The sequence below is a fragment of the Pseudomonas sp. PDM30 genome, assembly GCF_019218985.1.
Lineage (GTDB): Bacteria > Pseudomonadota > Gammaproteobacteria > Pseudomonadales > Pseudomonadaceae > Aquipseudomonas > Aquipseudomonas jessenii.
Genome location: NZ_JAHUWM010000002.1, coordinates 341,351 through 360,990, shown reverse-complemented (window position 1 = coordinate 360,990; position 19,640 = coordinate 341,351). Strand labels below are relative to the sequence as shown.

Genomic DNA, 19,640 nt, shown 5'->3' with positions numbered 1-19,640 from the left:
CTCAGACTCGTGACAGATGTCTAAGCTAATGCGGCTTTGATTGGATGACTACCGATTTTTTGTAGGACATGACGACTGCTGACTTGAGGCTCCCATCGCGAGCAAGTTCGCTCCCACAGAGAAGTCTCTGGTGCTCACAAGATTTGTGCTCACTGAAGATCGACTGTGGGAGCGAGCTTGCTCGCGATGGCGATATGTCAGGCGACAAAAAACTTACTTTTCAAACCCGCTGGAAGGAAACACATCCTTCCCGCGCCAGCGCCGTACCGAACGCTGGAAGAACAAACTGTTGGGCACCTGCACCATGGCGCTGCCAGTGCCGACTTCTTCGGCCTCGATCAGCGTGGTGTAAAGAAGATTGATCGCCACTACCCGGCCTTTGACGCCGGGCTTGTCGGTGGTGTCCACCAACTCGACTACGTCACCTATGCGAAACGGGCCGACGGTAAAGATCAGGATCGCGCACAGCAGGTTCGAGAGCACGCTCCACATGGCGAAAAACGCCACCGCCGCGACTGCGACGAAACCGGACAACGCGGTCCAGAGCACCGTGGCCGAAACACCGAGGCGCTCCAGCACGAAAATCAATGCACTGCCCATGATGAGCCAGCGCAGACCACCGCGCAGCGGCATCAGCAACTGCGGCGGAAACGGGTAGCGCTCGCCGAGACGGGTCAGGCATTTGGCGACGAAACGCTGGGCGATGTATCCGGCCAACAGGATCAGCAGGATTTGCACGCCGAGCCAGATCGGCTCGACCCACACCGCCGGCAGCGGCAGCTTGAAGGCGTCCATCAGGACAGCTCCTCCAGCTCCGCCTGCATGTTTTCCAGCAACTCCAGGGCTTCCATCCAGGCTTCTTCCAGCTCCGCCTCACGCACCTTCAGCTTGGCCTGTTCGGCCAGCAGATCCCGCAATTCGTTCTTGCGCGCCGGCTCGTAGATGTCGCTGTCGCCGAGGCTGGCATCGATCTTCGCCAGCTTTTCGTGGAGCTTGCCGAGTTCGGCTTCTAGCTTGTCAGCTTCGCGCTTGTGTGGCGCCAGTTGCTGACGCAACGCTGCCGCAGCCTGACGCTGGGCTTTTTTGTCGGTCTTGTCCGGGTTGACCGGCGTGTTGCTGACCGGGGCGTTGCGCTGGCGATACTCCACCAGCCAGCGGGTGTAGTCCTCCAGGTCGCCGTCGAACTCCTCGACCTTGCCGTCCGCCACCAGATAGAAATTGTCGGTGGTGCTTTTGAGCAAGTGGCGATCGTGAGAGACCACCAATACCGCACCACTGAATTCCTGCAGGGCCATGGTCAGCGCCAGACGCATTTCCAGGTCCAGGTGGTTGGTCGGTTCGTCGAGCAGCAACAGGTTCGGTCGGTCCCAGGCGATCAAGGCCAACGCCAGGCGCGCCTTTTCGCCACCGGAGAAATTCAGTACCGGCTCGTCGATTCGCGCACCACGGAAGTCGAACCCGCCGAGGAAGTCGCGCAGGGTCTGCTCACGCTCGGTCGGTGCCAGGCGTTGCAGGTGCAGCAACGGGCTGGCCTTGGAGTCCAGCGAATCCAGCTGATGCTGGGCGAAGTAACCGACAACGGTGTTCTCGCCACGGGTCAAGCGGCCGGCCAATGGCGAGAGCTCACCGGCAAGGTTCTTGATCAGGGTCGATTTACCGGCGCCATTCGGGCCGAGCAGACCGATTCGCGCACCCGGGGTCAGTTGCAGCTTGACCTTCTCCAGCACGGCCTTGTCGCCGTAGCCCAGGCGGGCATCGGACAGGTCGATCAGCGGGCTGGAAATCTTCTGCGATTCACGGAAGACAAAGTCGAACGGCGAATCGACGTGGGCGGCGGTCAGCTCTTCCATCCGCTCCAGTGCCTTGATCCGGCTCTGGGCCTGACGGGCCTTGGTAGCCTGGGCCTTGAAGCGGGCGATGTAGCTTTCCATGTGCGCACGTTGCACCTGCTGCTTCTCGTACGCCTGCTGTTGCTGGGCCAGGCGTTCGGCACGGGCACGCTCGAAGGCGCTGTAGCCACCGCGGTACAGGGTGATCTTGCGCTGATCGACGTGGGCCACGTGGTCGACCACGGCATCGAGGAAGTCCCGGTCGTGGGAAATCAGCATCAAGGTGCCGGGATAACTCTTGAGCCACTCTTCGAGCCAGATGATGGCGTCGAGGTCCAGGTGGTTGGTCGGTTCGTCGAGCAGCAGCAGGTCCGATGGGCACATCAAGGCCTGCGCCAGGTTCAGGCGCATCCGCCAGCCACCGGAGAAATCCCCGACCTGGCGATCCATCTGCTCGTTGGTGAATCCAAGCCCGGCCAGCAGCTTGCGCGCCCGGGCATCGGCGGTGTAACCGTCGGCGCTGTCGAGTTCCGAGTGCAGTCGGGCCTGAGCGGCACCGTCATGGGCCGCTTCGGCTGCCGCCAGGTCGCGTTGCACCTGGCGCAGGCGCAGGTCGCCATCGAGCACGTAGTCGACCGCCAGGCGTTCGAGGGTGTCGACCTCTTGGCGCATGTGGGCGATACGCCAGTCGGCCGGCAGGAAGCAATCACCCGAGTCCGGGTGCAGCTCACCCCGAAGCAAGGCGAACAGGCTCGATTTGCCGGCGCCGTTGGCACCGATGAGGCCGGCTTTCTGGCCGGCGTGCAGGGTCAGCTCGGCGTCTTCTAGCAGACGTTGCGGGCCACGCTGTAAAGTCAGGTTCTGAAGTCGAATCATAATGGCGGCGGAGTCTACCAGCTTCGCTCGCAACTGGCGCGAGTAGCACTATGTCCTCTGACCTGTGGAGCTTTTCCCTAAGTACTTATGCCCAGCCCGGCGTTGAACCCGCATGCCTGCAATTGCAGTCGGCGGGCATCAATGTGTGCTTGCTCCTCTGCGGACTGTGGTTGGGAGAACGTGGCGTCGCCTTTAACGAACACCGATTGCAGCAACTGCGTAGCGTGGCCGAGCCGTGGGACGCAGACGTGGTGCGACCGTTGCGAGCCTTGCGGGTGAATTGGAAAGTCGTTGCCGCCGACGATGGCGAACTGAATGCTTTGCGCGAGCAAGTGAAGGCACTCGAACTGGAAGCCGAGCGACATCTGTTGGTACGACTGGAACGAACGGCGTTGAGTTGGCCGCAAGGTGAGGCGACCGATCTATCGGCCTGGCTCAATGGTGTGGCGGCAGGCGCCGCCCACCTGGACCGCGACGCGCTGCATCAGCTGCGCGTCGCGGTAACCGGCACTTAGGAAGCGCTGGTTGGGGTGGTTGCTGCGATCGATGCGGCGGCCGGCGTTGGCGCTGGCGTGCCTGTCGAGGTGGCTGCTGCTAAAGCAGACGGTGCACCCGGAGCCGGATTGGCTGGCTTGGCAACTGGCGCGGCGGCCGGCTTGGCGGCTACAGGTTTCACTGCTGGTTTTGCAGCTGGCTTCGCCGCCGCTGGCTTGGCAGCGGGCTTGGCGGTGGCCGGTTTGGCAGCAGCGGCTGGTTTAGCCGCAGCAGGTTTAGCCGCAGCAGGTTTGGCTGCCGGTTTAGCGGCTGGTTTAGCGGCCGGCTTGGCCGCTGCTTTTACAGCGGGTTTGGCCGCAGTTTTCGCAGCTGGTTTTGCAGCGGTTTTAGCCGCGACAGATTTGGCGGCCGGCTTCGCAGCAGGTTTCGCTGCTGCAGTTTTGGCTGCTGGTTTTGCTGCGGGTTTAGCGGCTGGTTTTGCAGCCGGTTTCGCGGCGGCGGTTTTAGCCACGGCTGGTTTGGCAGCAGCGGCTCTTGCAGCGGTAGGTCGTGCGGCGGCTGGTTTGGCAGCCGTGGTTTTAGCCGCAGGTTTTGCAGCGCTGGCAGCAGCCGGTTTTCTCGCAGCCGGTTTGGCTGCAGGTTTGGCTGCGGCAGTTTTAGCTGCTGGCTTGGCAGCTGCAGGTTTTGCGGCAGGTTTGGCCGGTGCTTTTGCAGCAGCCGGTTTGGCAGCGGCTTTCTTCGCAGGTGCCGCAGCAGGCTTGGCCGCACGCAAGGACAACACCTTGCCGACAGCCTCTTGTACACGACCGACGCCCTGGGCCAGTTTCAGGCTTTCCTGAGCATCGCGCTTGAGTTGCAGAATGTAGCCGCGGGTTTCCGATTGACGATCCTTGAGGGCATCAAGCAGCTCCTCAAGATCGGCCACTGCGCCCTTGGCCTTGGCTTGTGCCTTGGCTTTTCCGGCCGCCGCAGCGTCCTGCAATTTGGTGCGGGATTTGTGCAGTTTTTCTTGCGCTTTTCCGCGCTGCTTTTCCAGCTTGGCGAGCAGTTTTTCAGCATCAGCCAAGGCTTCGGAACAAGCGGTTTCCAGATGCTCGAGCAGGCTGCTCGAGAGTTGTTGGAGCAAGTGCAACGGAGTGTTTACTGGCTTCTTGGTGGCCGACATGGTTTACCTCCTGGCTGAAGTGAGTGCGGCTCATACTAGACCTCTGCTGCAACCGCCGCTAGGGCATGTTGACACTATCGAAAGCGCTGTGTTGCAAAGGATTGAAAAACTTCTACCTCGGCGCAAAAGCAGTTCACCGTTGCGCGCATTCTCGCTGGCATAATCGCCCGCAATTCAGGTCGGAGAGTGCCCATGTCGCGCTACCTTTTTTTATCGCTGTGCGTGTTTTTTTCGGTGGCCCAGGCCGGCGAAACAACGCAGGAAAATGAAGCCCACGATCTCGCTTACAGCCTGGGTGCAAGCCTTGGCGAACGCTTGCGCCAGGAGGTTCCCGACCTGCAACTCCAGGCATTGGTCGAAGGATTGCAGCAGGCCTATCAGGGCAAACCGCTGGCGCTGAAGGACGAGCAGATCCAACAGATACTGACCGAGCATGAAGCCCACATCGCCATGCAGTCCGACGAGCCGCAAAGCGAAATGGCACTGGAAAAAGAACAGCGTTTTCTCACCACAGAAAAAGCCAGGCCCGGCGTGCGCGAACTGGCTGATGGCGTGTTGCTGACCGAGTTGACGCCAGGTACCGGCGCCAAGGCCGGACCGAACGGCAAGGTGCAGGTGCTGTATATCGGTCGATTGCCCGACGGCACTGTGTTCGATCAGAACAGTCAGCCACAGTGGTTCAGTCTCGACAGCGTGATCGCCGGATGGCGCAGTGCACTGCAAAACATGCCGGTCGGGGCGAAATGGCGACTGGTGATTCCATCGGCTCAGGCCTATGGCGCCGACGGTGCCGGTGACGTGATCGCACCATTCACACCACTGGTGTTCGAAGTCGAACTGCGCGGTGCCACCAGCTGACGATGTAAACGAAAAACGGCGTGCCTTGGCACGCCGTTTCCGGATCTTGCAGAGAAGTGCTTCAGGCCTGAACCGAGTCGGCTTCCTTGTGGGCGGTGTGCAGCACTTCGATCAGGCAGTCTTCCAGCTCAAAGCGCTCATGCAACAGTCCGCCGAGTGTCTTGAACTCTTCGGCGACACACTTACCTGCGTCACACAGGTCATTGAAGGCGAGCAGCTTTTCGGTGATGACGTCGATCCGCGGGTAGATGGTCTCGGCGAGCTCCAGGCCACGCTTGTCGTTGAAGGCCTTGGCCTCCCCCGTCAGCTGCTCGTAGATCTCGAAGTGCCCGGCCGATACATAATCGACCAGCACGCCGCAGAATTCCTGCAAGGGCTTGCGGTTCTCACCCAGCGCCTCAGGCTTTGCGCCGAGAGCGTCATAGGCCCCGATCAGTTCGTGTCGTTCCTGCAACCAGCGATCGATCAGCAGGTGCACTCCGCCCCAGCGTTCCTGAGCATTCTGACAACTTTCGAGCATGGTGATCTCTCTTCCCTTGTGGGTCAGCTGCTCTATGCCCGCTCGCCTCTTGTAACGTCGGTGGGCGGTCAGGCAGAGCGTCATCGAGCAACATAATTCCAATGACACGTGCGGGCCAGATTATGCCCGCACGACACTGGCTTCAAGGTACGCAGGCGATAAAGTTCATACAAGTGTTTAATCACCCGCAAAGGCCCGGTGCGACGACTCGCCGCTGAGTGGTCGCTGATAGCCGGTCCAGACCAGTCGCAGCGACTGGTAAACGGCCAGAATCATCATCGCGACGAAGAGCAGCAGGCTCCACTCGGTGAGACTCAGATCGAACAGCGTCCAGGAAATTTCCACACAATCGGCAGCGCCCTTGAACATTTGCTGTACGACCGAAAGCCACGGAGAATTGGCCAACAGGTCCGCCAGATGAGTCGAGCACGCCGCTACCTGTTCCGCTGGAAGGCTTTGCAGCAGGACCTGTCGCCATGCAGTGACAGTGCCGGCCAGGCTGCAACAAAGACTGAACAGCCAATAGAGAACGTTTCCGATGCGACCGGGGCCATGAACCGAAGCCATCAGGCAGACGCCGGTAAGGAGCGCCAGGCAAAACCGCTGCACAAGACACAAGCCACAAGGCCGCAGGCCGACTGCATATTCCAGGTAGTAGGAAACACCCATCGCCAGGGCACCCGCAATGAAAGCCATGAAAAACAAGGAGCGTGAGCAGGCCAAAGACATGGCTTTTCCGTAAAAGTAGTGACAGACCATTACGGTAGAGGAAAGCGCGACAGCCTTTCAAGGCAAGTGCCCACAGAGACTTCAGCGCAGGTGTAGGGAAATCCCGACGCAGACGAGAGGATAAAATGTAGTCCTCTGTAGGACTTTGTCTGCGATGAGATTTCGCGACTGAATTTCAACTAATCATCGCACTGCGGCGAGGGTGATTGCCCCCTCGTCGCAGGTCATCGCTCAGGCGCCGGAGCCCGGTGCCTGCGAGTGGGTCAAGCGCCGACTGGCGTTGGCAGAGGGGCCGCGAGCAAGCGCTCATCCAACAACCCCAGGCCTTCCTGAAACAGCTGGTTGCTGCGCTCCGCATCGCCCATTTGCGCCAGCAAGCGTGCCAGCTCGGCACAGGCTTCCGGATTGCGCTGTACACGCAGGCTGCTTTCCAGATAGTCCCGGGCCTTGCCCCACAAACTGTTTTGCAGGCATAGACGACCCAGTGTCAGCAGCAGGCCCGGATCGGCCGGGTGGTCCTTGAGCCAGCCTTCGGCGGCCTGCAACTGGCGGGCCGGATCATTGCCGCGAACCAGTCCGTAGAGACGTGCCAGATGACTGTCGTAGCTGCGCTTGAGCGCGGTGCGCAGCACTTCTTCGGCCTCGACCTGAGCCCCCAGTTGCCGCAACTGCTCGGCATACGCCAGCACCAGTTGCGGCTCCTGACGCTGTGCCGAAGTCAGTTGCTGCCAGGCACGTTCCAGCGATTGCAGCCCCACCGTTCCGTCTTCTTCCCGTTGCGCCGCCAGGGACAGGTTCGCCCCCCAGGCCCGACGCTCCAGCTCGGCGAGCTCCGCCGCCGGCAGGATTTTGTCCTTACGCAGCTCCGGCAGCAGGCGAATCACTGCCGACCAGTCACCACGTTGCTGAAGCAGGCGCTGCAATTGACGCAGGGTCTGTGCGTTATGAGGATGGCGTTCACGCATGGCTTGCAGGGTGGCCAGGGCGCCTGCGGTATCACCGCGATCGGTCTGTAACTGGGCGTGGCTCAAGGCGATCGCCAACTCGGCCTGGGGCTGACGCTCGAGGGCGCGCTCCAGCAAGTTGTCGCTTTCTTCGTGATTGCCGAGTTCGTTCGCTGCACGGGCAGCGCCGAGGTAGTAAAGCAGCGGCTGACGCTCGGCTTCGGCAGCCCGATGCAAGTGACGTTGCGCGCTGGCCCAGCGACCCTCGGCCAGGTCCAGCTGACCGTGCTCGATCGCCACCTGCACTCGACGGCTGCGGTTACGCCGTGACCACGGATTGACCACGCCACTGGAAGCCATCACCAGTTCGACCAGCGACCTGATGCCCCAGATCACCAGCCAGAGCACAGCCACCAGCGCCAAAGTAGCCCACAGGCTCGACTCATAACGGAAGGTCTTGTAGGCAATCAGCACGTAGCCGGAATGCTCGGCAATCGCCAGCCCCAGCGCAGCGGCAGCGGCGATCACGAGGAACACGATCACATAGAGGCGTCTCATGGCGTGGCCTCCGGCGCGGCGCTCGCGGCAGGCCTGGCCAGTGGCTTGACCGAATCCTCGGCGTTGACGTTGCGCCGCTCCAGGTACCCCTGCACCGCGCTCAGGGTGCCGGTCATATCCGGCGTGACGACGGTGACAGGTTGCACGCTCAACTCGGCCACCTGTTCAAGCATGACTTTGCTTTGTACGTTGTCCGGATTGAAGTTGCCCTTGAGGATGTCCCGCGCCTCGTCCAGCACTTGGGAGTAAACCGCCGGCTGGCCATTGAGTGCGGCCCACTGTGCCTGCTCCAGCGCCAGGCTCAGGGCCAGGCGTACCTGGCTCAGGCTCTGGCCGGCCAGCAATGGGCGAACGTTCTTGTCGGCATTGAAGTCGATGCGGATGTAGCGCGAAATCTGATCCCACCATTGCGCCCAGCGACTGGCACCGTCGCCATCGGCAGTCAGGCCCAGCAGCGAATCGCCACGGTCCTTGTACTCCGGTGCCAGCTCGGTGAGGCTGGCCACTTGATCGCGCAGCGCACCCAGACGCAGAAACAGCCCGGTGCGATCCGGTTGTTCGGTGCTGCGCAAGGCGATCAGGGTCTTGGCCACCTGCTCGCGAGCGGCAAAGGAGCCCGGATCGTTTTGCTCACGCAGTATCTCGTCGGCACCCTGGACCAGTGCCTGGGCACTGCTGATGTCCTGCAAGGCGGACAGTCGCAGGCTGGCCAGACGCAGCAGGTGCTCGGCCTCGGCCAGACGCCAGTCTTTGCGGCTGGCACCGAGAACGGTTTCCAGCCGTTGGTTCAACCGCTGCTGATCACCTTGCAGCTGAATCACCAGACGACTGCGTGCTTCCAGTTCATCGGCGGGAGGCAATTGCGCCAAGCGTGCGCTCAGGCGCTCCTCATTGAGCTTGAGGTTTTGCGCCTGGTCATTCAGCGCCTGCACCTGGCTCAGTTGCTGCTGATTATTGGCCTGCAGGTGACGCACCTGCCAGACACCCCAACCGCCCACCGCTACACCGGCCGCGCCCAACAGCAGCGCGATGATTGCCAGACCATTGCCTCGACGCTGCTCGGCAGCAGGTGGCGGCGGCGGCATTTCATCAACAGGTGCATCAACAGGTGCATCAAGCACCGGTCGCGAGTCATCTTTAGGCAAGGCTGTTTCGCTCACGTATCCATCCTTTGCATTAGAAAACGGGTACGGGATGCTCCCGTAACGCCGTCAGCAAGGCCGCGGCACTGGCGCCACGACAATCCACAACTGTTTTGGCCCCGGCGGCACGCGCCAGCTCGGCAACCCTGGGGCTCGGTACAAACAACGGCAACCGCGCCAACTGCGGCCAGGCATCGCCGGCCAGTTGATGCAGGTGCTCAAAACCTTGTCCACTGCTGACCACCAGCCCGTTCAGGCGTTCCGCCTGGATCCGTTGCGGCAGTAGCGTCGGCGGGTAAATCGGCAATCCCCGGCGGTACAGTTCCAGATACTCGACACTAGCACCAAGCTCACGCAAACGCTCAGCCAGCAACTCGCGCCCGCCCTCCCCGCGCAGGATCAGCACTCGTGCATCGGGTTGTGCAATAGCCTCGCGCAGTCGGGAAAGTTCGAGCAAGGCTTCACTGTCATCGCCTTCTGCCGGGAAGCTCACGTCCAGCCCGTGATCCCCGAGGATCTGCGCGGTCGCCGCGCCGACGCTGAACCACTTCACACCGGGCGGTGTTGGCCAATACCGCTCGAGCAGTTCGACGCCGATCCGGGCGGCCGGCTTGCTGACCACGATGACGGCGCAGAACTGATCCAGCGCCAGAATCACCTGGCGCATTGTGTCAGTGGCCTCAATGGGCATGATGTCCAAAAGCGGCAGACTGTTACTGAATATCCCCTGCTCGGCCAAAAAACTGCTCAGCGCCGCCGCTTCTTCGGCGGGACGCGTCAGCAGCAAGCGCCAGCCGATCACTCGTGACCAGCCTCGCCATAGACCGCTTTGAGGATGGCGTCGGCACCCTGGCTGAGCAGGTCTTCGGCGACTCGCACACCCAGTGCCTCGGCATCGCCGCGAGGGGCGCGGGCTTGTGCGCTGAGCAGCAGGCCACCGCCTGGATCGCCCACCAGCCCGCGCAACCAGACCTGGTCACCCTCCAGCACGGCGTAGCAGGCAATCGGCACCTGGCAGCCGCCATTGAGGTGCTTGTTGAGGGCTCGTTCGGCGGTCACGCGGGTGGCGGTGTCCTGGTGATGCAGGGGTGTCAGCAACGCATGGATTTCACTGTCGGCGCTGCGGCATTCGATACCCACCGCGCCCTGGCCACCGGCCGGAAGGCTGTCGTCGACGCTGATGGCCGAGGTGATGCGGTCTTCGAATCCCAGGCGGATCAGGCCGGCAGCGGCGAGGATGATGGCGTCGTATTCGCCGGCATCGAGCTTGGCCAGGCGGGTGTTGACGTTGCCGCGCAGGAAGCGGATTTCCAAATCCGGGCGACGGGTCAGCAATTGAGCCTGGCGGCGCAGGCTGGAGGTACCGACGATGCTGCCCTGTGGCAACTCATCCAGGTTGGTGTAAGTGTTGGAAACGAAGGCATCGCGCGGGTCTTCCCGCTCGCAGATACAGAACAGACCGAGGCCTTCGGGGAAGTCCATCGGCACATCCTTCATGGAGTGCACGGCGATGTCGGCTTCATTTTCCAGCAGCGCGGTTTCGAGTTCCTTGACGAACAGGCCCTTGCCGCCGATTTTCGACAGCGGAGAGTCAAGCAGCTTGTCACCACGGCTGACCATGGGGACGAGGGTCACCAGCAGGCCCGGATGGGCTGCTTCAAGACGGGCCTTAACGTATTCGGCCTGCCACAGGGCGAGAGCGCTTTTGCGGGTGGCGATGCGGATCTGGCGAGAGGACATGGATCAATCCGTACTGAATAGATATGACGGATAATAACAGCTCAGCCAAATCCACTTTGACTTGTATCAGATACTACTCGGCCTCCCTGGCCCCGGATGTCCGGCAATCGGGTGTGAAATTGGCCTGCGAACAGCTTTTTAAAGCTGTTGCATCATTTTGCGTACCCCAGCCACATGACGACGGCTGACGATCAGCGCATCACCGTTGAGGCCTTTGAGGAACAGCTGAAAATGCCCCAGGGGTGTGCGTTGCAATCGCTCGATACGCTCGCGGGCAACCAGTGCATTGCGATGGATACGCACGAAACGGTCACCGAATTCATCTTCGAGGGCCTTGAGCGGCTCATCGAGCAACACTTCGCCGCTTTCGTGGCGCAAGGTCACGTATTTGTGGTCGGCAATGAAATACACCACCTGATCCAGCGGAATCAGCTCAATCCCTTTACGGGTTCGGGCGCTGATATGGCTGCGCGGGCCGTTGCCGCTTTCGGCAGCAGGGCGGGTCAGGGCGGAGAGCTGGGCACGATTGGGGCGCTCGGCTCTCTTTAATGCGTCATGTAATTGTTCAGTTCTCACAGGTTTCACCAGATAGCCTACGGCGCTGGCCTGTAAGGCTTCCACGGCAAATTCATCGGGCCCGGCGCAGAACACCACGGCGGGGGGAGTTTCGCGTTCACACAACCGAGCAGCCACTTGCAGGCCATCCAGGCCGGGCATGCGGATATCGAGCAGCACGATATCCGGCTTGTGGCTGTCGATCAGTGCCAACGCCTCTTCGCCATTCGTGGCACTAGGCTCCAGGACACTGTACCCCTCGAGTTCGCCAACCATTCGGCTCAGGCGCTCGCGGGCCAAGGGTTCGTCATCAACGATCAGGACATTCATATTGCGCTGGATTCCTGCGTGAGTCTCGCACAAGGATAGCGTAGACAGGTGAAGTGACGTCCGTCACCGCGATCCACGCTAAGACTAGCGCGAGCGTCAAAAAGTGCCGCTGGTCCGACGGCTAAATTTTCATCTGCCGGGCGATTGGCGGCCCAGGCCCGCGTTGGCGATGCATCGCCACAGGGTTTGCTGATACGCAATATGAACACCCCACTCTTCTTATAGTCAGCGGCTGCACCGAGAAATGCGCTGATCCTACTGTCCAACTGTAGACGGTTGCCGGGACGATATTGCTCAATTGGAAAATATCGTTCGGCAAAAATGCGCGGCTCTTGCCCCGGCCCGGACTTTCCCTCCCCCAAAAAAACGTATCGACCAGTGTCAGCGACAGGATTGGCAACCCTGTTATTATCCGCGCCAGCGTTCCACGCCTTCTTACTTCAAGCCGATACGAGCGAATTCATGAGCACTGACAAGACCAATCAGTCCTGGGGCGGCCGCTTCAGTGAACCCGTCGACGCCTTCGTCGCCCGCTTCACCGCCTCCGTCACCTTCGACCAGCGCCTGTATCGCCACGACATCATGGGCTCAATCGCCCACGCCACCATGCTGGCCAAGGTCGGCGTGCTGACCGATGCCGAGCGCGACAGCATCATCGATGGCCTGAACACCATCCAGGGTGAAATCGAGGCCGGTCAGTTCGACTGGCGCATCGACCTCGAAGACGTCCACATGAACATCGAGGCGCGCCTGACCGACCGCATCGGCGTGACCGGTAAAAAACTGCACACCGGCCGCAGCCGTAACGATCAGGTCGCCACCGACATCCGTCTGTGGCTGCGTGACGAGATCGACCTGATCCTGGCCGAAATCACCCGCCTGCAAAAAGGCCTGCTGGAGCAGGCCGAGCGCGAAGCCGCCAGCATCATGCCGGGGTTCACCCACCTGCAGACCGCACAACCGGTGACGTTCGGGCACCACATGCTGGCTTGGTTCGAAATGCTCAGCCGCGACTACGAACGCCTGGTCGACTGCCGCAAGCGCACCAACCGCATGCCACTGGGCAGCGCGGCACTGGCCGGCACCACCTACCCGATCGATCGCGAATACACCGCCCAACTCCTGGGTTTCGACGCGGTTGGCGGCAATTCGCTGGACAACGTCTCCGATCGTGATTTCGCCATCGAATTCTGCTCGGCGGCCAGTATCGCGATGATGCACCTGTCGCGTTTCTCCGAAGAGCTGGTGCTGTGGACCAGCGCGCAGTTCCAGTTCATCGATCTGCCCGACCGTTTCTGCACCGGCAGCTCGATCATGCCGCAAAAGAAAAACCCGGACGTGCCTGAGCTCGTGCGTGGCAAGACCGGTCGCGTGTTCGGCGCGCTGATGGGCCTGCTGACCCTGATGAAAGGCCAGCCTTTGGCCTACAACAAGGACAACCAGGAAGACAAGGAACCGCTGTTCGACGCCGCCGACACCCTGCGCGATTCGCTGCGGGCCTTTGCCGACATGGTCCCGGCGATCAAGCCCAAGCACGCGATGATGCGCGAAGCGGCCCTGCGCGGCTTCTCCACCGCCACCGACCTGGCCGACTACCTGGTGCGTCGCGGCCTGCCATTCCGTGATTGCCACGAAATCGTCGGCCATGCCGTGAAGTACGGCGTGGACAGCGGCAAGGACCTGGCGGAAATGAGCCTGGAAGAACTGCGCAAGTTCAGCGACCAGATCGACCAGGACGTGTTCGCCGTGCTGACCCTGGAAGGCTCGGTCAATGCCCGTAACCACATCGGCGGCACCGCGCCGGCGCAGGTGAAGGCTGCAGTGGCTCGCGGTCAGGCGCTCCTCGCCAGCCGCTAAAAGCTTCGCGGGCAAGCCCGCTCCCACAAGGATCCAGTACTTGCCAAAAATCCATGGCAAACAAAGAAACCTGTGGGAGCGGGCTTGCCCGTGATGACTGACCTCAAAACGCTACGAAACTTATCTCTTGGACGCGATCATCGCCATAAACGCAGGCATCGCCGCGTCCTTGTCCGCCGCAATCCGCTGCACGTTCGGATTGTCCCCCAGACGCTCCAGTAGCGCCTTGGCCGCCGGCAATTGCGCCAACAGATCGATATCAAACAGCTTCTTCGCCACACCACACGCCAACGGCACGCTGTACAGGAAGTACAGATCCGCCACGCTCAAGCTGTCGCCGGCCACATACGGGCTGAATTTGCCGTGCCGGCCCAGCGCCGCCATCCCCAGCAACAATTCGGCTTTGGTTTTTTCCTTGATCGAATCCGGCAGGGTCATGCCGAAAAAGGCTTCGGGATAGCAGGCCCGGCCTGGCAATTCGATGTACAGCTCGATTTCCTTGGCCAGTGCCAGCACCTGCGCGCGCTCGAACGGATCGCTCGGCAGCAGCGGCGTGCCTTCCTGGCTTTGCTCGATGTATTCGAGGATCACGCTGGTTTCATTGATGAAGCCCTGCTCTACCTGCAGCACCGGGACCTTTCCGCGAGGGCTGATGGCCAGTGCCTCGGGGCTGGTGCCAGCGTAAAACGGTACTTCTTCGAAGGGCAGGCCTTTTTCCAGCAGCGCCAGTTTGACCATGTTGTAGTAGTTACTGACGGAGAATCCATAAAGCTTGATCATCACAAAGCCTCCAGGCCATGCGGGGTGGGCAGTGCCTGTTTATAGAACGCTGCCGGGATTCTTGCCAGCAGCATCACGCCGCTGAATGCGGGTAAACTGGCCGCCTTTCCCTGAGGAGCCTGCCATGAGCGAGCCAACCGATATCGACAACGACGAAGAAGAGTTCGCCGAAACCACCCTGATCCAGGCCATCGAAAACCAGATCGAAAGCGACAACCCGCCGGCTGCCAAGGCGACGTTCAACAAGCTGACGCTGGTGGGTTACGAGCGGGAAGAAATCCTCAACCTGATGGCCCACGTTTTGGCGGTAGAAATCGACGCGATCCTCGAAGAAGACCGCGCGTTCAACACCGAATGGTACGAAGCTGCCCTGCGCGCCTTGCCCGAGTTGCCGCCGGAAAAGCAGTAAGCCCACACCTCCCTGTAGGAGCGAGCCCGCTCGCGAAAAACCCGAGAGCGCCACGGGGCATCTGGTTTTACGCGTCATCGTTGACGACCTTCGCGAGCAAGCTCGCTCCTACAGAGTAAAAAAACCCTGTCGCGAGCACTGGACATGCCGGACAAGCGGGTTCACCTTAGGGGCGCTGTCGTCCAATTCCTAGAAAGTCTGGAGTCCTTATGTCGCTTACCCCTGAGTTGGTTGCCGAACTGGAAGTCCTCGCACTCTTCAACCTGGACAGTTCCCAGGAAGGTCTGAAAATTCATCAGACCGCTGCCCCGAAACACATTGCCGCCGCCAAACGCCTCTTTGAAAAAGAACTGACCGACCAGCCTGATGGCGGTTACCTGACCAGCCTGGGTCGTGACGCCGCGCAAAATGTGCAAACCGTGCTGACCATTCTTAACGCCGAAGTAACAGCCTGAATTCTGCCGCATCGCCCACGGAGACCCCGACCCAGGGATTTCCGCGGGCACATCCCCCTGATTTCTGTCTGCAGCCGATAGAAATCTGACGCCAGAAAAACAAAATCAGCTTAAAAGTCCTCGCCTCAAGGCGCTAAACTGCCCCTCATCCGAAGCCCCACGTCCGAGCCCTGCGAGCCGGTTTGAGCTGACATGACGCGCACCCACGAAATCCGCCCCGATCTGGACGAGGGAATCGACCGCAAGGTTCTCAGCCAGCTGCGCGCACGTTTTCTGAAACTCAACGAAGGACGCATGGCTCGCGCCATGGAAGGGTTGTCGACCCGCCAGCAAGGGGTCCTGACCTTGCTGCCGCTGTTTTTCCACGTTAACCATCCGCTGTTGCCCGGTTACGTTTCCGGCAGTACGCCGGCCGGGCTGTCGAATTTCGAGCCGGATGCCAATGTCCTCGCTGAAGCCCAGCGCCTGACCCGCTCGTTTTCCTACAAGCCGCGCCACGGCAGCAACCCGCCGAGGCCGATTCACGGACTGTTCCTGATGGGCAGCCTCGGCACCCTGGCCCAGGCCGACCAGAGCGACATGGATGTGTGGGTCTGCCATGGACCGGACCTGACCGAAAACGAACTCGCCGAGCTGCGCAAGAAATGCCAGTTGCTGGAAGCCTGGGCTGCCAGCCAGGGCGCCGAAGCGCATTTTTTCCTGATCGACCCGAGCCGTTTCGTCCGCGGTGAGCGCGATACCCAGCTGAGTTCGGAAGATTGCGGCACCACCCAGCACTACCTGTTGCTGGACGAGTTTTACCGCACCGCGATCTGGCTCGCCGGGCGCACACCGATCTGGTGGCTGGTGCCGGTCTACGAAGAGTCGAGCTACGACCGCTACACCCATGCCTTGATCTCCAAACGCTTCATCCGTGCCGATGAAACCCTCGACCTCGGCAACCTGGCCTACATCCCGCCCGGCGAATTTATCGGTGCCGGGCTCTGGCAGTTGTTCAAGGGCATCGAGTCGCCCTACAAGTCGGTACTCAAGCTGCTGCTGACAGAGGTTTACGCCAGTGAACACCCCAGGGTCCATTGCCTGAGCCTGCGCTTCAAGCAAGCGGTGTTCGCCAACCGCCTCGACCTCGACGAACTGGATCCGTATGTCGTGGTGTATCGGCGTATCGAGGAATACCTGATCGCCCGCAACGAACCGGAACGGCTGGAACTGGTGCGGCGCGCGCTGTACCTGAAGGTCAATCGCAAACTCACCGGCAACAGCCGCGCCCAGAGCTGGCAGCGCTCCTTGCTCGAACGCCTGACCCATGAATGGCACTGGGACCAGCGCCAACTGACCCTGCTCGACAGCCGCAGCCAGTGGAAAGTCCGCCAGGTCAGCTCCGAGCGGCGGGCACTGGTCAACGAGCTGAACTACAGCTACCGCTTCCTCACGCAGTTTGCCCGTCACGAACAAACGGTCAGCCGCATCAACAAGCGCGACCTGAATGTCCTCGGCCGCCGCCTGTACGCCGCTTTCGAGCGCAAGGCCGGTAAAGTCGAATTCATCAATCCCGGCATCGCCCCGGACCTGGCTGAAGACACCCTGACGCTGGTGTACGCACCGAACAGGAAAGAGCCGGGGCAAAGCCAGTGGGGCTTGTACAACGGCAGCCTGACGGCACTGGAGTGGGAGCATTTCGCGCCGATCAAACGCAGCCGTCACTTGCTCGAACTGCTGACTTGGTGCCACCGCAATGGCGTGATCGACAGCAGTACCCGCCTGGCCTTGCACCCCGGCACCAGCGACTTGAGCGAATTCGAACTGTTCAACCTGCTCGGCAGCCTGCAACAGACCATCGCCCTGCCCTTGCCCACCGTCGCCGAGGAACCTCTGTTGCGCGCCAGCGTGCCGAGTGAAGTGCTGATCCTGGTGAATGTCGGCATCGATCCGCTCAAGCACCATCGCGACCTGAACATCCTCATGACCACCGAGCGCACCGACTCCCTGAGCTACGCCGGTGTCCGGGAAAATCTGGTGCTGACTCTGGACCAGGTGACGCTCAATAGCTGGAACGAAGTGTTGGTCGGCCGCTACGACGGCCCCCACGCCCTGCTCGACTGCATCCGCGACTACCTCAACAACCTGCCGGCCGGACCACAACAGCCGAAGCTGCGGGTGCGTTGCTTCTGCCATAACCGCGCGCAGTTCATTGCCCAACGGGTGGAAGAAATCCTCGATACCGCGCAGAACCTTCTGCTCAGCCGGCTCAATCATCGCTACCTGATCCAGGTCCAGCAGCACTACCACGTGCTGGAGTTGGTGCCGGGCCAGGTCCAGCACATCGCGCTGGCCACTCTGCCGGCGCTGATCGATTACCTGGGCGAAGAAATGGCGAGCTACAGCCCGTTGCACCTCGATCCGAAGGCACTGGAAGACCACGACCTTGCGCTGTTCCTGCCAACGGGCCAACCGGACTGCATTCAAGTGTTCTATAGGGTCAACGAAGATCAGGCTGATCTGTACGTGCTCGATGAGTTCAACGCCCTGTGGCAGCAACGCCTGCCCTGGCACGATGAGCAAAGCCTGCTGGTGCCGCTGCAGCGTTTCCTGCAATCGATCCAGTACCGTCGCGATGCCTTGTTGCCGATGGACGCAGCCCACCCGCTGAACCTCGACACCCTGTACTGCCAGTTGCTACCGTCAGGCCCTGGCCGCGCACGCCGCATCGAAGCCCGGCCGGTGCCGCAGACGCCAGTGAACAAGCCGTTCTACGACGTGCAGGCGATCGTCGGCAAAGCCGCACCGGGTCAGGTGCAGGTGACGCTGTATTGCAATCAACGGGAATTTTCCGAGCTGGAACATGGCGACCAGTTGTTCCGCGTTGTCGCCCGGGAAATCGTCGGGCAGCGCCGGGAAACCGAACGCTACCGCTGCTACATCACCGACCTCGACCTGTCAGGCCTGCTCGGCGAAGGTCAGAGTTCCACCCATCTGTACCTGCGCTACAAAGCCGACCTGGAGCACGCATTGAACGAGGCGCTCGATCAGGTCTGAGGGGGAGTCACTCCGGGAACGCGCCGCCATTGGCCGGCTGCGATTCGACTTCCAGCAGTGTCAGCTTCAGGGTCTTGCCGCCCGGAGCTGGCCAATCGATGTGCTGGCCAGCCTTCAGGCCGAGCAGCGCACTGCCCACCGGCGCCAGGATCGAGACCTTGCCTTCGTCGGCATTCGCATCCTTGGGGTACACCAGGGTCAGGTGGTAGTCCTTGCCACTGCCTTCTTCGCGGCAATGCACTCGGGAATTCATGGTCACGACATCCGCCGGCACTTCATCGTGACCGACCACGGTATCGGCGCGATCCAGTTCGGTTTGCAGCGCAATAACGCCCGGCAGCGTGTCGTCCAGGCTGTCGATCAGACGCTCCAGACGCTGGACGTCCAGACGGGTAAGGGTGATGGAAGGTGAGGTCATGATCTGGGCAGACTCCTTTCTTCTGCACGAAAAAAGCAAAACCCCGCCAGAAAAAGGCGGGGTTTTCACAAGCCTCGATGGGTTGAGGCGTTTCTGGACACTATCACAGCTCAAAAAATATACAAGTCATGGCCAAACCGACGCTATGGACTTGTAGAGAACTCCTGTGGCGAGGGGGCTTGCCCCCGTTCGGCGGCGCAGTAGCCGTAAAAACTTGGGCCCGCTACGCGACCCAACGGGGGCAAGCCCCCTCGCCACAATGACTCACTAGGCTGAAGCTTTGCGGTGGGCAGCCTGCTCGCAAATGACGCGCCGACGCTGATCATCGGCCGAACGCCACTCACGAATATCTTCGACATGACGGAAGCAGCCCAGACACACTTTTTGCTCGTCCAGCCGGCACACACCGCTGCAGGGCGACGGTACCGCCGGGCTGACATTGCTGTAGAGCGGTTTGGGCGCACGGACAGGCGCAGGCTGGGTCACGATCTCACAGGCCTTCGAAATCGAGTTCGACACCGGCCTGCTGCTGGACGATACGCTCAAGCATTTCACCCAACTGCTCTTCGCTCTTGTCGCACATCCAGCGCTCGCTTTCTTCGTCGTAGTCGAAGTGGAAACCACCGGATACCGCCGCCAGCCACAGCTGGCGCAGCGGCTCCTGGCGACTGAAGATCAACTGGCTGCCGTTCTCGAACTTGACCGTCAGCACGCCGGCCGAGCTTTCGAGGTCGATATCCAGGTCGCTTTCGTCAAAGATGTCCTCCAGGGATTGCTGGGTGGCATCGACCAGGTCATGGAAACGCGCTTCGGACAAACTCATTACGGCAACCTCAAAAAGTGTCTGATCAGGCTCAAGCGCCGCAAGATACGACCGAGCTCCGTCGATTGCAAAGGATAACGACCTGTGGGATTGCATGATACCGACCGGCATCGGGCCGAGC

Annotated in this window: 20 protein-coding genes and 1 pseudogene; 6 read left to right on the top strand and 15 right to left on the bottom strand. The window is 61.1% G+C overall.

Translation table 11 applies throughout. The features are described 5' to 3' along the window. Nucleotides 1-213: 213 nt before the first annotated feature. Nucleotides 214-795 (bottom strand): mechanosensitive ion channel family protein, encoded by a 582-nt coding sequence (locus tag KW840_RS05645; RefSeq protein WP_218494648.1) that lies wholly within the window; start codon nt 793-795, stop codon nt 214-216. Next, nucleotides 795-2,705 carry an ATP-binding cassette domain-containing protein gene (locus tag KW840_RS05640; protein WP_090452095.1) on the bottom strand — a complete coding sequence of 637 codons (1,911 nt, stop codon included), beginning with the start codon at nt 2,703-2,705 and terminating at the stop codon, nt 795-797. Before KW840_RS05640 ends, KW840_RS05645 begins: the two co-directional genes overlap by 1 nt. Nucleotides 2,706-2,755: 50 nt before the next feature. Here KW840_RS05640 and KW840_RS05635 point away from each other — a divergent pair, with 50 nt between their 5' ends. After that, nucleotides 2,756-3,220, top strand: a complete 465-nt coding sequence (locus KW840_RS05635) for a TIGR02444 family protein (protein ID WP_150814553.1) — start codon at nt 2,756-2,758, stop codon at nt 3,218-3,220. Here KW840_RS05635 and KW840_RS05630 read toward each other — a convergent pair. Continuing rightward, on the bottom strand, nt 3,217-4,365 hold the full coding sequence (locus tag KW840_RS05630; protein ID WP_218494647.1) for an AlgP family protein: 1,149 nt from the start codon (nt 4,363-4,365) through the stop codon (nt 3,217-3,219). The genes KW840_RS05635 and KW840_RS05630 overlap by 4 nt on opposite strands. A gap of 192 nt (nt 4,366-4,557) precedes the next feature. Between KW840_RS05630 and KW840_RS05625 the strand changes: the two genes are divergently transcribed. After that, nucleotides 4,558-5,223 carry an FKBP-type peptidyl-prolyl cis-trans isomerase gene (locus tag KW840_RS05625; RefSeq protein ID WP_218494646.1) on the top strand — a complete coding sequence of 222 codons (666 nt, stop codon included), beginning with the start codon at nt 4,558-4,560 and terminating at the stop codon, nt 5,221-5,223. A 61-nt stretch (nt 5,224-5,284) separates the two neighbouring features. Here KW840_RS05625 and KW840_RS05620 read toward each other — a convergent pair whose 3' ends face one another. The 8 genes and pseudogenes from KW840_RS05620 to KW840_RS28930 all read right to left on the bottom strand — a co-directional run. Beyond that, entirely contained in the window at nt 5,285-5,743 is a 459-nt protein-coding gene (locus KW840_RS05620; protein WP_057712794.1) for an Rsd/AlgQ family anti-sigma factor, read from the bottom strand. Between the two features lie 177 nt (nt 5,744-5,920). Further along, nucleotides 5,921-6,472: a disulfide bond formation protein B gene (locus KW840_RS05615; RefSeq protein ID WP_057712793.1), complete on the bottom strand. Its 552-nt coding sequence runs from the start codon at nt 6,470-6,472 to the stop codon at nt 5,921-5,923. 263 nt (nt 6,473-6,735) lie between these two features. Further along, nucleotides 6,736-7,974, bottom strand: a complete 1,239-nt coding sequence (locus KW840_RS05610) for a heme biosynthesis protein HemY (RefSeq protein ID WP_218494645.1) — start codon at nt 7,972-7,974, stop codon at nt 6,736-6,738. Then, a complete protein-coding gene (locus KW840_RS05605; protein WP_218494644.1) occupies nt 7,971-9,134 on the bottom strand; it encodes a uroporphyrinogen-III C-methyltransferase in 1,164 nt (387 codons plus the stop codon). Before KW840_RS05605 ends, KW840_RS05610 begins: the two co-directional genes overlap by 4 nt. A gap of 16 nt (nt 9,135-9,150) precedes the next feature. Further along, the gene (locus tag KW840_RS05600; protein ID WP_218494643.1) at nt 9,151-9,918 is read right to left on the bottom strand and encodes a uroporphyrinogen-III synthase; all 768 of its coding nucleotides are present in this window, start codon (nt 9,916-9,918) and stop codon (nt 9,151-9,153) included. Further along, nucleotides 9,915-10,856 carry a hydroxymethylbilane synthase gene (hemC, locus tag KW840_RS05595; protein ID WP_057712789.1) on the bottom strand — a complete coding sequence of 314 codons (942 nt, stop codon included), beginning with the start codon at nt 10,854-10,856 and terminating at the stop codon, nt 9,915-9,917. The genes KW840_RS05600 and hemC overlap by 4 nt, the downstream gene beginning before the upstream one ends. Before the next feature lie 138 nt (nt 10,857-10,994). Next, nucleotides 10,995-11,741: a LytTR family DNA-binding domain-containing protein gene (locus KW840_RS05590; RefSeq protein WP_057712788.1), complete on the bottom strand. Its 747-nt coding sequence runs from the start codon at nt 11,739-11,741 to the stop codon at nt 10,995-10,997. Then, nucleotides 11,738-11,854, bottom strand: a pseudogene (locus tag KW840_RS28930) (sensor histidine kinase); the annotation flags it as partial. The pseudogene KW840_RS28930 and the gene KW840_RS05590, both read right to left, overlap by 4 nt. A gap of 349 nt (nt 11,855-12,203) precedes the next feature. Between KW840_RS28930 and argH the strand changes: the two are divergent. Next, entirely contained in the window at nt 12,204-13,598 is a 1,395-nt protein-coding gene (gene argH / locus KW840_RS05585) for an argininosuccinate lyase (RefSeq protein WP_008001478.1), read from the top strand. A 120-nt stretch (nt 13,599-13,718) separates the two neighbouring features. Here argH and KW840_RS05580 read toward each other — a convergent pair whose 3' ends face one another. After that, on the bottom strand, nt 13,719-14,378 hold the full coding sequence (locus KW840_RS05580; protein ID WP_218494642.1) for a glutathione S-transferase family protein: 660 nt from the start codon (nt 14,376-14,378) through the stop codon (nt 13,719-13,721). A gap of 124 nt (nt 14,379-14,502) precedes the next feature. Between KW840_RS05580 and KW840_RS05575 the strand changes: the two genes are divergently transcribed. From KW840_RS05575 to KW840_RS05565, 3 genes are all read left to right on the top strand, one after another. Then, the gene (locus KW840_RS05575; RefSeq protein ID WP_057712786.1) at nt 14,503-14,787 is read left to right on the top strand and encodes a hypothetical protein; all 285 of its coding nucleotides are present in this window, start codon (nt 14,503-14,505) and stop codon (nt 14,785-14,787) included. Between the two features lie 209 nt (nt 14,788-14,996). After that, complete coding sequence (locus KW840_RS05570) at nt 14,997-15,242, top strand: TIGR02647 family protein (RefSeq protein ID WP_057712785.1); 246 nt, start codon at nt 14,997-14,999, stop codon at nt 15,240-15,242. A 192-nt stretch (nt 15,243-15,434) separates the two neighbouring features. After that, nucleotides 15,435-18,278, top strand: a complete 2,844-nt coding sequence (locus KW840_RS05565) for a class I adenylate cyclase (RefSeq protein WP_218494641.1) — start codon at nt 15,435-15,437, stop codon at nt 18,276-18,278. A 7-nt stretch (nt 18,279-18,285) separates the two neighbouring features. On the opposite strand, the gene rnk is transcribed toward KW840_RS05565, so the two are convergent. From rnk to cyaY, 3 genes are all read right to left on the bottom strand, one after another. After that, a complete protein-coding gene (gene rnk / locus KW840_RS05560) occupies nt 18,286-18,696 on the bottom strand; it encodes a nucleoside diphosphate kinase regulator (RefSeq protein ID WP_218494640.1) in 411 nt (136 codons plus the stop codon). Between the two features lie 267 nt (nt 18,697-18,963). Beyond that, entirely contained in the window at nt 18,964-19,182 is a 219-nt protein-coding gene (locus tag KW840_RS05555) for a DUF1289 domain-containing protein (RefSeq protein WP_090457714.1), read from the bottom strand. 4 nt (nt 19,183-19,186) lie between these two features. After that, the gene (gene cyaY, locus KW840_RS05550) at nt 19,187-19,519 is read right to left on the bottom strand and encodes an iron donor protein CyaY (RefSeq protein WP_057712782.1); all 333 of its coding nucleotides are present in this window, start codon (nt 19,517-19,519) and stop codon (nt 19,187-19,189) included. Nucleotides 19,520-19,640: the final 121 nt, after the last annotated feature.

Coding starts and splice junctions, on each gene's coding strand:
- KW840_RS05635 (WP_150814553.1), top strand. CDS start 2,756: ATGTCCTCTGACCTGTGGAGCTTTTCCCTAAGTACTTATGCCCAGCCC.
- KW840_RS05625 (WP_218494646.1), top strand. CDS start 4,558: ATGTCGCGCTACCTTTTTTTATCGCTGTGCGTGTTTTTTTCGGTGGCC.
- KW840_RS05610 (WP_218494645.1), bottom strand. CDS start 7,974: ATGAGACGCCTCTATGTGATCGTGTTCCTCGTGATCGCCGCTGCCGCT.
- KW840_RS05630 (WP_218494647.1), bottom strand. CDS start 4,365: ATGTCGGCCACCAAGAAGCCAGTAAACACTCCGTTGCACTTGCTCCAA.
- KW840_RS05580 (WP_218494642.1), bottom strand. CDS start 14,378: ATGATCAAGCTTTATGGATTCTCCGTCAGTAACTACTACAACATGGTC.
- KW840_RS05590 (WP_057712788.1), bottom strand. CDS start 11,741: ATGAATGTCCTGATCGTTGATGACGAACCCTTGGCCCGCGAGCGCCTG.
- rnk (WP_218494640.1), bottom strand. CDS start 18,696: ATGACCTCACCTTCCATCACCCTTACCCGTCTGGACGTCCAGCGTCTG.
- KW840_RS05615 (WP_057712793.1), bottom strand. CDS start 6,472: ATGTCTTTGGCCTGCTCACGCTCCTTGTTTTTCATGGCTTTCATTGCG.
- KW840_RS05575 (WP_057712786.1), top strand. CDS start 14,503: ATGAGCGAGCCAACCGATATCGACAACGACGAAGAAGAGTTCGCCGAA.
- hemC (WP_057712789.1), bottom strand. CDS start 10,856: ATGTCCTCTCGCCAGATCCGCATCGCCACCCGCAAAAGCGCTCTCGCC.
- cyaY (WP_057712782.1), bottom strand. CDS start 19,519: ATGAGTTTGTCCGAAGCGCGTTTCCATGACCTGGTCGATGCCACCCAG.
- KW840_RS05645 (WP_218494648.1), bottom strand. CDS start 795: ATGGACGCCTTCAAGCTGCCGCTGCCGGCGGTGTGGGTCGAGCCGATC.
- KW840_RS05640 (WP_090452095.1), bottom strand. CDS start 2,705: ATGATTCGACTTCAGAACCTGACTTTACAGCGTGGCCCGCAACGTCTG.
- argH (WP_008001478.1), top strand. CDS start 12,204: ATGAGCACTGACAAGACCAATCAGTCCTGGGGCGGCCGCTTCAGTGAA.
- KW840_RS05570 (WP_057712785.1), top strand. CDS start 14,997: ATGTCGCTTACCCCTGAGTTGGTTGCCGAACTGGAAGTCCTCGCACTC.
- KW840_RS05620 (WP_057712794.1), bottom strand. CDS start 5,743: ATGCTCGAAAGTTGTCAGAATGCTCAGGAACGCTGGGGCGGAGTGCAC.
- KW840_RS05565 (WP_218494641.1), top strand. CDS start 15,435: ATGACGCGCACCCACGAAATCCGCCCCGATCTGGACGAGGGAATCGAC.